Here is a 12,038-nt window from a genome sequence, read left to right on the forward strand (position 1 = left end):
TGGTCAAGGAACTGTCGAAGTGGAAGTTCAGCGGTTTCGTCGGCCTCAACACGCTGTTCGTGGCGCTGTGCAACAACGAAGGTTTTCGCAAGCTGGACTTCTCGGCGCTGAAAGTGACTTTGTCGGGCGGCATGGCCCTGCAACTGGCCGCGGCTGAGCGCTGGAAAGCGGTGACCGGTTGCTCGATCTGCGAAGGTTACGGCATGACCGAAACCAGCCCGGTCGCCACGGTGAACCCGATCCAGCATATTCAGATCGGCACCATCGGCATCCCAGTGCCATCGACCCTGTGCAAAGTCATCGACGATGCCGGTGTCGAACAGCCAATGGGCGAAATCGGCGAACTGTGCGTCAAGGGCCCGCAAGTGATGAAGGGCTACTGGCAGCGTCAGGAAGCCACCGACGAAATGCTCGACAGCGACGGTTGGCTGAAAACCGGCGACATCGCGCTGATCCAGCCGGACGGCTACATGCGTATTGTCGATCGCAAGAAAGACATGATTCTGGTTTCCGGTTTCAACGTTTATCCGAATGAACTGGAAGACGTACTGGCGACCCTGCCGGGCGTGTTGCAGTGCGCGGCCATTGGCATCCCGGACGAGAAGTCGGGCGAAGCGATCAAGATTTTCATCGTCGCCAAACCGGGAGTGACGCTGACCAAGGAAACGGTGATGGAACACATGCGCGCCAACGTCACCGGTTACAAGGTGCCGCGTTCGGTCGAGTTCCGCGATGCACTGCCGACCACCAACGTCGGCAAGATCCTGCGCCGCGAACTGCGCGATGAAGAGCTGAAGAAGATCAAGGCCAAGTCCGCCGCCTAAAACACCAAGCCCCGCAGATGCGGGGCTTTTTGTTGGTGCGGAGCATGGCTTTGCTCGTTCCCACGCTCCGCGTGGGAATGCCGCCCCGGACGCTCTGCGTCCAGAACTGCTGGGACGCAGAGCGTCCCTAGATGCATTCCCACGCAGAGCGTGGGAACGATCATGTAGGAGCTGCCGCAGGCTGCGATCTTTTGATTTACTGACGGAACGGCGCGAAATTCACATTAGTCCCCGCCGGACGCATGTCCTGCAGATACGAATCCTTGTCTGCACTCAATTCCAGGCTCAGCGCCGCTTTGCGCTTGCCTTCGTTGCGAATCACCAGCCCTTCGAGCTTTTCACGCAGAAACACCGTCGGCACTTTCAAGTGCAGCAGTTCGTCGGTGGCCGGCGTGTGCATCAGCAGGTGAATCCACTCGTACTGACCAATCGCCAGGCGCGACACTGGCAGGTCGAACCACCAGATGTTGCGGTTGCGGTTCAGTTCGGCGAAGTGGCAATTGTTGGTGCCGAGCACGGCGCCGCCCAGTTCCTTGTTTCTACGGGCGATGGCGAGCGTTTTATCGAGTTTCATAACATTCCTGCAGGATCGGTTCCTGGCGCGTGGCGCCCTTATGTTGCGCATTCTCGGGGCATTGCACGCAAACATAAAGCCCAACCTGTTCGTCGCGACGAAATGATCCGGCGAAAAATAAATGAAACTTGGCGCAAACCCGGCCAGTCAATCATTACGTACTGACTTTTCCCCCTAATTGCACCAAGGAGAAACACCATGAGTAGCACAGGCGATAAAGTAAAAGGCATGGCCAACGAAGCGGTCGGCAACGTCAAGCAAGGCGTCGGTAAAGCCACCGACAACACCAAGCTGCAGGCCGAAGGTAAAGTCCAAGAGAAAAAAGGCGAAGCCCAGCAAGCGGTCGGCAAAGCCAAGGACGCTGTCAAAAAAGGCGTCGACAAGGCGTAATTCAGCCTTGAACGAAAGACACGAGCGGCCATCCAAGGATGGCCGTTTTTGTGTCGAAATCCTGCTGACACCCACCAAGGTTCGCCAAACAAGCTACCTTGATGTAAAAAACGGCCCCTGAGTCGCCACGACTTCAAACCTGTATTGCGGCGAAAGGAGACGCGAATGATATTTCCAGACATGAAAGGTCTGCCCCTGCACCGAGTGATGGTGCGCACGGTCACTGAATTCGTCGATGACGAAATGTCGACCTACGCCTCGGCACTGGCCTACCAGATGCTGTTCTCGCTGTTCCCGTTCATCCTGTTTCTGATCGCCCTGATCGGTTTCCTGCACCTGCCGGACTTCTTCTCCTGGCTGCGCCTGCAATCGGAACTGGTGCTGCCACCGCAGGCGCTGGAATCAGTCAACCCGGTGATCGACCAGTTGCAGCAGTCCAAGGGCGGCTTGCTCTCGGTCGGTATCGTCATCGCCCTTTACACCGCGTCTGCCGGCGTGCGCCTGATGATGAGCGCGATGAACGCGGCGTATGACGTGGTCGAAGGCCGACCGATCTGGAAGCGCTTTCCGCTGTCGGTGGTCTACACCGTCGGTATCGCCGGCATGCTGCTGATGGCCGCCGCGCTGATGGTGCTCGGCCCGCAAGTCATGGGCTGGATTGCCGCGCAAGTCGGGCTGGAAGAGGTCATCGTGACCATCTGGACGATCGCGCGCTGGCCGGTGATCGTGATTTTGATGATGGTCGCCGTGGCCCTCATCTACTACGTGATGCCGGACGTCAAACAGGAATTTCGCTTCATCACCCCGGGCTCGGTATTGGCCGTGGTGGTATGGATCATCGCCTCGTTGGGTTTCGCGTTCTACGTGAAAACCTTCGCCAACTACAACGCGATGTATGGCAGCATCGGGGCGATCATCGTGCTCTTGCTGTACTTCTACATTTCCGCTGCGGTGCTGCTGCTCGGCGCGGAGATGAATGCGGTGATCGAGCACATGTCCAGCGAGGGCAAAGACGAGGGCGAGAAAGTCCCCGGCGAACTCGATGAACAACCCAAACAACACGTCTCGGGCCTGGGCCGCGATCACTCGCTCAAGCCGGACACTGACGAAGCCACATCATGATCCGTGAAATCCTCAAAATGGGCGACGAGCGCCTGCTGCGCATCGCCCCGCCGGTGCCGCCGGAAATGTTCAACAGCCCTGAGTTGTGGCAACTGATCGACGACATGTTCCAGACCATGGAAAGCGTCGGCGGCGTCGGTCTGGCCGCGCCGCAGATCGGCGTCGATCTGCAATTGGTGATCTTTGGTTTCGAGCACAGCGAACGTTATCCGGACGCTGAAGCCGTGCCGCAGACGATCCTGATCAACCCGCTGATCACGCCGTTGAATCCGTTGATGGAGGAGGGGTTTGAAGGGTGTTTGTCGGTGCCGGGTTTGCGTGGCGCGGTGGATCGTTATCAGCAGATTCGCTACGAGGGTTTTGATCCGAAGGGCGAGCCGATCATGCGTGTGGCTTCAGGTTTTCATGCGCGGGTGGTGCAGCATGAGTGCGATCATCTGATTGGCCGGTTGTACCCGTCGCGGATTACTGATTTCAGCAAGTTTGGTTTTACCGAAGTGATGTTTCCGGATCTCGATCCCACAGCTGACGACTGATCCCTTGTAGGAGCAAGGCTTGCCCGCGAAGAGGCCTGCACATTCAACATCATGGTTGACTGACACACCGCCTTCGCGGGCAAGCCTTGCTCCTACAGGAATGTGTGCCGTTCCAGGCCCATCGCAATCATCGGCTTGCTCCGCGCATACCGGCTCAATCGCTCCGCCATCGCCTGCGGCAATTCAGGATCAAACCGGAACCCGCGTCGCTCGTAAAACCCGCGCAAATCCGGATGACAGAACAGCCACACCGGCTCCGTCACATACTGAACCGCCGCCGCTATCAACTGCGCCGCAATCCCCTGATCCCGACATCCCGGTTCAACAAACAATCCGGTCAACCAATACCCACCCGCCACCGGTCGCAAGCACAACGCTGCAACAATTTCCCCACGTCGCGCCACCCACAATTGCGCGTCACGCACGGCTTTCATCGAGGATTGGTGGCTGCGGTAAAACTTGTTCATCAACGGCCAGAGAGACGCGTCGAGCAGGCTGTATTGGGTATCGGGCATGGGTTCTGACTGTCGGTAGATTTCGCGGCGATTATAAAAGAACGCGCGCGTCTGGATAGGTGTATACCTGAGCTCACATCCCCTGTGAGTGGAGTACGCATCATGTCCAAAGGTATGGATTCAAAGAAAGCCGCGAAGAAGAAACCGGCCAAGACCGCGATTGAAAAACGCGCGGAGAAGAAGGCCAAGAAAACCGATATTTTCGGTCATTGATCACGCCTTTCGGAAGCCCGGTTCTCGGGCTTCCCTGTTGATCCAAAATAATCTGCAAGATTCTCGGTGGTCGTTGCACAGAAAGGGAAGGAACCCGCTGCGAGCAACGCCATGTCTCATTATTTCGACGCCGCCCACCGTCAACACATCGAAACCCTGCGCCAACGTTTTACCGCGCGCAGCGACTGGCCGACCTGGCTGTTGTTGATCGGCGTGTATGGCGGCTGGTTTGCAATCATGTTCAACAGCCACTGGCTGGGACGGGGTTTCAGTACCGTGCTGCTGATTCCGCTTCTGGTGCTGTGGCTGTCGGTGCAACACGAATTGCTCCACGGCCATCCGACGCGCTGGACTCGCTTCAATAAAATTCTCGGCTATGCGCCGTTTGCCGTGTGGTATCCGTACACGTTGTATCGCGACAGCCATCTACTGCATCACCGCGATGAAGATCTGACGGTGCCCGATGTCGATCCGGAAAGCCGTTACCTGACGCGGGGGCGCTGGCAGGGCAGTTCGCTGTTTGAACGCAGCTTGCACTGGCTGAATAAAACCGTGCTCGGGCGTTTCGCCATCGGTGCGCCGTTGGGCTTGCTGGCGTTGGCGAGTGAAGAATTGCAGCGGCTGAAAAACCGTGAGCGCCAAGCCTGGCTGATGTGGCTGACGCATGGCGCGTTCACGCTGCTGATGTTGTGGTTTATCGCGCGCTACAGCGTGTTGCCGGTGTGGCACTACTTGTTGTTGATCAGTGTGCCGGCGCTGTCGATTGCGATGATTCGCTCCTACTACGAACACCGACCGCACGCGCAACCGGAGCAGCGCACGGTGCTGAATGAAGCCGGATGGCCGTGGCGCTGGCTGTTTCTCAATCTGAATTTTCATCTGGTGCATCATGATTTGCCGGGGCTGGCATGGTACGACTTGCCCAAGGTCTATCGCGCGCATCGTGAGCAATGGGTGGCGAGGAGTGGCGGGTTTCTGGTGCAAGGGTATGGGCAGTTGTGGCGGGAGCATGGCGTCAGCCCGATCGACAGCCCCGAGCATCCTTATCACTAATTTCAAGCACTCCATATATCCCCTGTAGGAGCGAGCCTGCTCGCGAAGGCGGTGTGTCATTCAAAGCGGTTTTTACTGTTACACCGCATTCGCGAGCAGGCTCACTCCTACAGTTGGAAATTTGTTGTCAGGAAATATGTGTATGACTCAACACCACGCCGAACTCCTCATGTACACAGCCCCCGAGCCCATCCGTGTGGCCAACGAGCGCTGGCTCGCGCGCATCCTTGAACACCTCGGTCACACCCGTCTGAGCGCTGAAGACCTGTCACTGCGCGAACTCTGGCTATCCCCCAATCTGCTGCTCACACAAACCTGCGGCTACCCATTGATGACGGCATTAAAAGGCCAGGTTCGTGTGATCGGCCGCCCACGCTACGAACTCCCGGACGCCAGTGCCGGCAACCATTGCAGCCTGATCCTCAGCCGCGCCGATGACCCACGCAAAACCTTGCCAGCCTTTCGCGACAGTCGCGGCGTGATCAACAGCGACGATTCCAACAGCGGCATGAACCTGTTGCGCCAACGCCTCGCCCCGTTGCATCGCGATGGGCAATTCTTCTCCACGGTCGGCATCAGCGGCGGTCACCGTGAAAGCCTGCGCTGGTTGCGTGAGAAGCGCGCAGATCTGGCCGCCATCGACAGCGTCACCTACGCCTACCTCGCGCAGCATGCGCCTGAGGAAGTCAGGGGACTACGTGTTGTTGCGCGCAGTGCGTTCAGTCCGACGTTGCCTTTTATCACCGTCGCCAGTGCTACGGACGAACAGATCGAGCGGCTGCGACAAGTGATGAATCAGTCGTTGCACGAACTTCCGGATGTTGTGCAAACGTTGGGATTGCCTGAGGTGTTGGCGGCGGGAGAGGGTGATTATCAGGTGGTGCTCGACTATCTGCGTGAGGCGCATGAGTTGGGGTATGGCCGCTTGCGTTGAAAGATCGCAGCCTTCGGCAGCTCCTACATAATCCTGTAGGAGCTGCCGAAGGCTGCGATCTTTTGATCTTGTATTCCATAATCGAATATAAAAATGAAATTTAAATATTATTAATGCATAAGGCGCCTTGCTACGATCGCGCCACCGGAACACCGGACATTCAGCGACCCCTAACCCAGGAGCCCCTATGTCCGGCACCGACCTTTCCCATCGCCAACACCTGGCCGGCCTGTTCCGCGCCCATTACCACTGGCTTTGCACCTATCTGCGTCGGCATCTGCACGACGCGGCGGGCGTTGAAGACATCGCCGCCGAAACCTTCGCGCAACTGCTCGAATCATCATCACTGACCGCGATCCGCGAGCCCCGCGCCTTGCTCACCACCGTCGCCCGACGTCTGCTTTATCAGCACTGGCGCCGTGCGGATCTACAGCGTCGACATCAGCTACAGGGCGATGAGGAGGGCACCGCTTCGCCCGAACATCTCGCGCAACTGTCGCAAACCCTGAAACGCCTCGATCACAGCCTGCAACGCCTGCCCGGCAAAGTCCGTTCGACCTTTCTGCTCGCCCGCGTCGATGGCCTGACCTACCCGCAAATTGCTGCCGAACTGGGCATCTCCCAGCGCTCGGTCAGCGTGTACATGACCCGTTCCCAAGCCCTGTGCGATCGCCACAGCGCCAACCAATTCCTACAAGACAAGAGGTCTGCATGAGATCGATCAAAACCCTGCTCGGCGGTTCGCTGCTGGCGCTGAGCTTGAGCGTCTGGGCAGTTTCTGCAACGGAGAAAACCGCGCCGATTCACTTCGGTGACATCACTTGGGAGAGCGGCAGTTTTATCACCGAAGTGCTGCGCCTGATCGTCGAAAAAGGCTACGGCTACCCGACCGATACGCTGCCGGGCAGCACCGTCAGCCTCGAAGCGGCGTTGGCAAAAAACGATATTCAAGTGATCGGCGAAGAGTGGGCCGGGCGCAGTCCGGCGTGGGTGAAGGCTGCTGCCGAGGGCAAAGTATTTGGGCTCGGCGATACAGTGAAAGGCGCCACCGAAGGCTGGTGGGTGCCGGAGTACGTGATCAAGGGCGACCCTGAACGCGGCATCAAACCCTTGGCGCCGGAATTGAAATCGGTGGCGGATCTGCCGCGCTACAAAGACGTGTTCCGTGACCCCGAAGACCCGAGCCGCGGGCGTTTCCTCAACAGCCCGACGGGTTGGACATCGGAGATCGTCAACACTCAGAAGCTCAAGGCCTATGCGCTCAACGACAGCTTCGTCAACTTCCGCACCGGCTCCGGCGCGGCGCTGGATGCCGAGGTGGCATCGTCGATCAAACGTGGCAAACCGGTGCTGTTCTACTACTGGTCACCGACGCCGCTGCTAGGGCGTTTCAAACTGGTGAAACTCGAGGAACCACCGTTTGATGCCGAAGCCTGGAAGACCTTGGCCGATGCCAATAATCCGAATCCCAAAGGCACGCGGTCGATGCCGGCGAGTCTGGCGATTGGCGTGTCGGCGCCGTTCAAGGCGCAGTATCCGGAGCTGGTGACGTTTTTTGAGAAGGTCGACTTGCCGATAGATCTGTTGAACCAGACGCTGGCGGGGATGAGTGAAAAACGTTTGCAACCGAGGGTGGTGGCGCAGACGTTTTTGCGCGATCAGCCGCAGGTGTGGAAATCGTGGGTGCCCGCAGAAGTGGCGAGCAAAGTGAGTGCAGGTTTGTAAGTTTTTTCTGATGTTTTTGTAGTGCTACTTCTGGCGCCTTCGCGAGCAAGCCCGCTCCCACACTTGAAATGCATTCTCATGTGGGAGCGGGCTTGCTCGCGAAAGCGTCCGCCCCGCCAACACCTCCCTCCGCGCTGAACCGATTCTTGTGCAAAAAGTCCTCACTACTGGCCGACTAGTGGCCTTGCGCAAGGTTTTGCGCTAGCTATGCTGCTCTGTAACTAACTATGTCGACCGTGCACGGTTAGTCTGCAAATTCATGCTGCCAGAGTGCGCAACCCAAGGCACCGACACTGAACCAACAAGGAGCATTTTTTAAATGGAAGTTCTTCAACGCGTTAGGGCTGGCCCGCGAGCGGGCTATCAAGAGAAGGATGTCTTGATTAGAGCGTCGCTGCATGGACTCTCCGATTGACCATCATTTATCACCTGACAACTTCCTCCCGTGGAGGAATGCGTGTGCCTGTTCTTTGGAACGTAGTGGTGGATCGTGAAAGACCTGAACTTTCATCAAATCAAAAGTCCGCGCGGAAGGTGATACAACCATGTTTAACCTACATCACAAGGCTGACCTGCTGGAAATCGAACGATTCAGCTGTGCCTTGACCGAGGCCAATGCCAAGTTGGCCGCGATCAGCCGTTCGATGGCGATGATCGAATTCACCCCCGACGGCATCGTTCTGGATGCCAACGAAAACTTCTGTAAAACCATGGGCTATGGCGCCGAGGAAGTGCGCGGCAAACATCACCGGATCTTCTGTGAAGAAGCGTTTTATCGCAGCGAGGAATACGCCAAGTTGTGGCGCGACCTGGCCCGTGGTGAACCGATCAGCGGGACGTTTCTGCGTTTGAACAAAAGTGGCAAGGAAGTCTGGCTCGAAGCCAGTTACATGCCGGTGTATGGCCCGGACAAGCAAGTTAAAAGTGTCATCAAAGTGGCGTCCGACATTACCGCGCGGATCAACAAGGAGCATGAAGAAGAAGCCATGCTCGCGGCGATCGGTCGCTCGATGGCCGTGATCGAGTTCACCCCGGAAGGCAATGTCATCACCGCCAACGACAATTTTCTCAAGACCATGCAGTACTCGCACAACGAAGTCGTTGGCCATCACCACAGCATGTTCTGCCACCGCAGCGAATCCGAGTCGTCGCAATACAAAGCCTTCTGGGCTTCGCTCAATCGCGGCGAATATCACTCGCACCGTTTCGAGCGCAAGAACAAATCCGGGCACATGGTTTACCTCGAAGCCTCATACAACCCGCTGTTTGATGCCAAGGGCCGCTTGTACAAAGTGGTCAAGTTCGCCAGCGACATCACCCAACAAATGACCACGCTGCAGAACGCTGCGGAATCGGCCCACAGCACCTCGGTACAAAACGACGCCTGCGCGCAAAAAGGCTCACAAGTCGTGCAGCAAACGGTGCAGATCATTCAGGACATTTCCCGCGACCTCAACGAAGCGGCAGTCAGCATCGATGCGGTGAGCAAACAGTCAGACATCATCGGCACCATCGTCCAGACCATTCGCGGGATTGCCGATCAGACCAACCTGCTGGCGCTCAATGCCGCGATCGAAGCGGCGCGGGCGGGTGAGCACGGGCGCGGGTTTGCCGTGGTGGCGGATGAGGTGCGAAGTCTGGCGGCAAGAACGAGTCAGGCTACTTTAGAGATCGTCGACGTTGTGCGCCGCAACCACGACCTGTCGCTGAGCGCGGTGTCGAGCATGCAGTCGAGTCTCAGCCGTACCGGACTTGGTGTGGAGCTGGCGAACGAGGCGGGGGCAGTGATTCAGGAAATTCAGCAAGGCTCACGTCACGTCGTCGATGCCATCAGCCAGTTCAACGAAACCCTGCAACTGAACTGACATTTTCTAAACAACACAAAACCTGTGGGAGCGGGCTTGCTCGCGAAAGCGGTGTGTCAGTCGGTGGAAATTTCACTGATACACCGCTTTCGCGAGCAAGCCCGCTCCCACATTTGTTTTGTGCAAGTCTTCGGATTAGAGGGCAGCGAGGAATTTGTCCGCCGCTTTATCGCTGTCCTTCACGTCGTTGTTTTTCTCCGATTCCGCCAACTTCATCTTGTCCTGCAAGCGCTTGGAGATCTCCTTGCCGCTATCAGCGATGGGCAATGTTCTCCAACGCCAGATTACGCGTGCGCGGGCCGAAGTAGCTGATGGTCAGCATCACGATCAACATGCTGCTGGCAATGAACGCCAACACGCCCGGCGTGCCAAAACTGTCGAGAAAAAAGCCGATCAGCAGGCTGCTGAACACCGTCGACAAACGACTGAACGAATAGCAGAACCCCACCGCGCGGGCGCGAATATTGGTCGGGAACAACTCGCTCTGGTACGAGTGATAACTGAAGCTCAGCCAGGCGTTGCAGAAGGTGATCATCACCCCGCAAAAGATCAGCCCGAAGGCACTGGTCTGCAAGGCGAACAAGGTACCGAAGGTCATCGCACCGAGGGCCGAGCCGACGATCTGCCATTTGTTCTCGAAACGGTTGGCGAACTTGACGAACAGCAGCGGCCCGAGCGGGTAGGCGAGGGTGATGATGAACGCGTACATCAAACTGTGGGTGACGCTCACGCCCTGGCCGGACAGCAGCGCCGGCAACCAATTGCCGAAACCGAAAAAACCGATTGCTTGAAAGACGTGAAAGACGATCAGCATCAAGGCGCGGCGGCGATACGGTGGTTGCCAGATGTCGGCGAAACGACCCTTGCCTTCAACATCGACCGGCACGGTTTCCGGCATGTCCAATGGCTGGCCATGATCCTTCTCGCAGCGTGCCTCGATGTTATCGAGAATCCGGTTGGCTTCGTCGAATCGACCGTGCTGCGCCAACCAGCGGGGCGACTCCGGCAGACGCTTGCGCAGCCACCAGATAAACAGCGCAAACACCGCGCTGGCCAACACCACCCAACGCCAGCCGGACACACCGAACGGCGCTTGCGGCACCAGCCACCACGACATCAACGCCACCGCCGGCACCGAGAGAAATTGCACGAAAAACGCAAAAGCGAACGCTGAGCTGCGCATGCGTTTGGGCACCAGTTCCGAGAGGTAAGCGTCGATGGTCACCAATTCGATGCCCAAGCCGATGCCGACCAGAAAGCGCATGCAGATGATGCCCAGCGCCGAACTCTGAATACCCATCAACACCGTCGCCACGGTGTACCAAACCAGTGCGAAGGTGAAGATTGCGCGGCGACCGAAGCGATCCGCCAGCGGGCTGAGCAGACTGGCGCCGAGGAACAGGCCGAGAAACGTCGCCGAAGCGAACGCCGCTTGATCGGAGAAACCGAACACGCCCTGATTGCCGGTGGCGAAGATGCCGTCGCGGATGAGTCCGGGGCTGATGTAGGCGGTCTGGAATAAATCGTAGAGTTCGAAGAAACCACCGATCGACAGCAGCGCCACCAATCGCCAGATCGTCGCGACAGCGGGGAGACGGTCGATACGGGCGGAAACTTCGGCAGCGCGGATCGGATCGATGCCGTCGCTTTGCGCGGCGGCGGGGGCGTGTGCAGTCATGGGCAGATCCATTTTTTATTGATGGAAAAGCTTAGCCTGCTATCGGAAACCACGGATTGTGAAGATCAGCGATTTGCCCCGGGAAACCGCTGATTTCTTGCAATATCTGCTTACGAATTAACGATTTATGCCGCAGCCGCCGAATCCGGCAGCGCCGAGGCCGGCAAACCGAAAATCCGGTCGAACAGCCAGTTGAACGCGAACGTGTAGCACGGGATGAAAATGATCAGCGCCAGATCCAGCAGAAATGCCTGCACCAGGCTGATGTTCATCCACCAGGCAATCAACGGAATCAGGAACACGATCAAGGTCAACTGAAAACCGATGGCGTGGGCGATGCGGCGTTTCACCGTGCGCGTGCGCGACACCTGACGGCTTTCCCAGCGCTCGAACAATGAGGTGTAAATGAAGTTCCAGGTCACGGCGATGGTGGTGATGATCACCGCCAGCGGCCCGGTGCTGCCCGGGGATGTGCCGGACAACAGCGCCAGACCGAGGGCGGAGAAGGTCATGCCGATCACTTCGTAGAGCGACACGTAGACCAGTTTGCGTTTGACGCCTTGCATGGGAATTGCCTCTTTCTTGCCGTTTGTTGGCCAGCGGGACTGG

At 57.8% G+C, this 12,038-nt stretch carries 13 protein-coding genes and 2 pseudogenes; 10 read left to right on the forward strand and 5 right to left on the reverse strand.

The genetic code is table 11. The features are described 5' to 3' along the window. A partial coding sequence (locus ACIP1X_RS15700; protein ID WP_400753371.1) for an AMP-binding protein occupies window positions 1-824 on the forward strand: 824 nt, incomplete at its 5' end. 196 nt (window positions 825-1,020) lie between these two features. Here the strand turns inward: ACIP1X_RS15700 and ACIP1X_RS15705 are convergent. Continuing rightward, a complete protein-coding gene (locus tag ACIP1X_RS15705) occupies window positions 1,021-1,398 on the reverse strand; it encodes a hypothetical protein (RefSeq protein ID WP_008082340.1) in 378 nt (125 codons plus the stop codon). Window positions 1,399-1,596: 198 nt separating this feature from the next. Here ACIP1X_RS15705 and ACIP1X_RS15710 point away from each other — a divergent pair, with 198 nt between their 5' ends. From ACIP1X_RS15710 to def, 3 genes are all read left to right on the forward strand, one after another. Next, the gene (locus tag ACIP1X_RS15710; protein WP_053122994.1) at window positions 1,597-1,788 is read left to right on the forward strand and encodes a CsbD family protein; all 192 of its coding nucleotides are present in this window, start codon (window positions 1,597-1,599) and stop codon (window positions 1,786-1,788) included. Window positions 1,789-1,953: 165 nt separating this feature from the next. Then, a complete protein-coding gene (locus tag ACIP1X_RS15715) occupies window positions 1,954-2,910 on the forward strand; it encodes a YihY/virulence factor BrkB family protein (protein WP_053122992.1) in 957 nt (318 codons plus the stop codon). Beyond that, window positions 2,907-3,446, forward strand: a complete 540-nt coding sequence (def, locus tag ACIP1X_RS15720) for a peptide deformylase (RefSeq protein WP_053122989.1) — start codon at window positions 2,907-2,909, stop codon at window positions 3,444-3,446. Before ACIP1X_RS15715 ends, def begins: the two co-directional genes overlap by 4 nt. Window positions 3,447-3,538: 92 nt before the next feature. Here the strand turns inward: def and ACIP1X_RS15725 are convergent, their stop codons facing one another. Then, the gene (locus tag ACIP1X_RS15725) at window positions 3,539-3,961 is read right to left on the reverse strand and encodes a GNAT family N-acetyltransferase (protein WP_400753374.1); all 423 of its coding nucleotides are present in this window, start codon (window positions 3,959-3,961) and stop codon (window positions 3,539-3,541) included. 324 nt (window positions 3,962-4,285) lie between these two features. Here ACIP1X_RS15725 and ACIP1X_RS15730 point away from each other — a divergent pair, with 324 nt between their 5' ends. The 6 genes and pseudogenes from ACIP1X_RS15730 to ACIP1X_RS15755 form a co-directional block, all read left to right on the forward strand. Continuing rightward, window positions 4,286-5,227: a fatty acid desaturase gene (locus tag ACIP1X_RS15730; RefSeq protein ID WP_400753376.1), complete on the forward strand. Its 942-nt coding sequence runs from the start codon at window positions 4,286-4,288 to the stop codon at window positions 5,225-5,227. Between the two features lie 142 nt (window positions 5,228-5,369). Beyond that, complete coding sequence (locus ACIP1X_RS15735; protein WP_400753379.1) at window positions 5,370-6,161, forward strand: phosphate/phosphite/phosphonate ABC transporter substrate-binding protein; 792 nt, start codon at window positions 5,370-5,372, stop codon at window positions 6,159-6,161. A gap of 187 nt (window positions 6,162-6,348) precedes the next feature. After that, the gene (locus ACIP1X_RS15740) at window positions 6,349-6,876 is read left to right on the forward strand and encodes a sigma-70 family RNA polymerase sigma factor (protein ID WP_400753382.1); all 528 of its coding nucleotides are present in this window, start codon (window positions 6,349-6,351) and stop codon (window positions 6,874-6,876) included. Beyond that, window positions 6,873-7,886 carry an ABC transporter substrate-binding protein gene (locus tag ACIP1X_RS15745; RefSeq protein WP_400753384.1) on the forward strand — a complete coding sequence of 338 codons (1,014 nt, stop codon included), beginning with the start codon at window positions 6,873-6,875 and terminating at the stop codon, window positions 7,884-7,886. Before ACIP1X_RS15740 ends, ACIP1X_RS15745 begins: the two co-directional genes overlap by 4 nt. A 545-nt stretch (window positions 7,887-8,431) precedes the next feature. Then, a pseudogene (locus tag ACIP1X_RS15750) lies at window positions 8,432-9,208 on the forward strand (PAS domain-containing protein); the annotation flags it as partial. A 114-nt stretch (window positions 9,209-9,322) separates the two neighbouring features. Beyond that, window positions 9,323-9,751: pseudogene (locus ACIP1X_RS15755) on the forward strand (methyl-accepting chemotaxis protein); the annotation flags it as partial. A gap of 135 nt (window positions 9,752-9,886) precedes the next feature. Here the strand turns inward: ACIP1X_RS15755 and ACIP1X_RS15760 are convergent. From ACIP1X_RS15760 to ACIP1X_RS15770, 3 genes are all read right to left on the reverse strand, one after another. Further along, entirely contained in the window at window positions 9,887-10,018 is a 132-nt protein-coding gene (locus tag ACIP1X_RS15760) for a hypothetical protein (protein WP_400753386.1), read from the reverse strand. After that, window positions 10,005-11,429 carry an MFS transporter gene (locus ACIP1X_RS15765; RefSeq protein WP_400753388.1) on the reverse strand — a complete coding sequence of 475 codons (1,425 nt, stop codon included), beginning with the start codon at window positions 11,427-11,429 and terminating at the stop codon, window positions 10,005-10,007. Before ACIP1X_RS15765 ends, ACIP1X_RS15760 begins: the two co-directional genes overlap by 14 nt. A 125-nt stretch (window positions 11,430-11,554) precedes the next feature. Continuing rightward, window positions 11,555-11,995, reverse strand: coding sequence for a PACE efflux transporter (locus ACIP1X_RS15770; RefSeq protein ID WP_053122973.1), 441 nt, complete (start codon window positions 11,993-11,995; stop codon window positions 11,555-11,557). Window positions 11,996-12,038 lie beyond the last annotated feature (43 nt).

Source organism: Pseudomonas sp. NPDC088885 (assembly GCF_044750025.1).
In the GTDB taxonomy this organism is placed as follows: domain Bacteria; phylum Pseudomonadota; class Gammaproteobacteria; order Pseudomonadales; family Pseudomonadaceae; genus Aquipseudomonas; species Aquipseudomonas rustica.

What these genes read in the sequence shown, in the direction of transcription:
- ACIP1X_RS15765 (WP_400753388.1), bottom strand. Translation starts at nt 11,429, where the DNA reads ATGACTGCACACGCCCCCGCCGCCGCGCAAAGCGACGGCATCGATCCG.
- ACIP1X_RS15705 (WP_008082340.1), bottom strand. Translation starts at nt 1,398, where the DNA reads ATGAAACTCGATAAAACGCTCGCCATCGCCCGTAGAAACAAGGAACTG.
- ACIP1X_RS15715 (WP_053122992.1), top strand. Translation starts at nt 1,954, where the DNA reads ATGATATTTCCAGACATGAAAGGTCTGCCCCTGCACCGAGTGATGGTG.
- def (WP_053122989.1), top strand. Translation starts at nt 2,907, where the DNA reads ATGATCCGTGAAATCCTCAAAATGGGCGACGAGCGCCTGCTGCGCATC.
- ACIP1X_RS15725 (WP_400753374.1), bottom strand. Translation starts at nt 3,961, where the DNA reads ATGCCCGATACCCAATACAGCCTGCTCGACGCGTCTCTCTGGCCGTTG.
- ACIP1X_RS15770 (WP_053122973.1), bottom strand. Translation starts at nt 11,995, where the DNA reads ATGCAAGGCGTCAAACGCAAACTGGTCTACGTGTCGCTCTACGAAGTG.
- ACIP1X_RS15710 (WP_053122994.1), top strand. Translation starts at nt 1,597, where the DNA reads ATGAGTAGCACAGGCGATAAAGTAAAAGGCATGGCCAACGAAGCGGTC.
- ACIP1X_RS15740 (WP_400753382.1), top strand. Translation starts at nt 6,349, where the DNA reads ATGTCCGGCACCGACCTTTCCCATCGCCAACACCTGGCCGGCCTGTTC.
- ACIP1X_RS15745 (WP_400753384.1), top strand. Translation starts at nt 6,873, where the DNA reads ATGAGATCGATCAAAACCCTGCTCGGCGGTTCGCTGCTGGCGCTGAGC.
- ACIP1X_RS15735 (WP_400753379.1), top strand. Translation starts at nt 5,370, where the DNA reads ATGACTCAACACCACGCCGAACTCCTCATGTACACAGCCCCCGAGCCC.
- ACIP1X_RS15730 (WP_400753376.1), top strand. Translation starts at nt 4,286, where the DNA reads ATGTCTCATTATTTCGACGCCGCCCACCGTCAACACATCGAAACCCTG.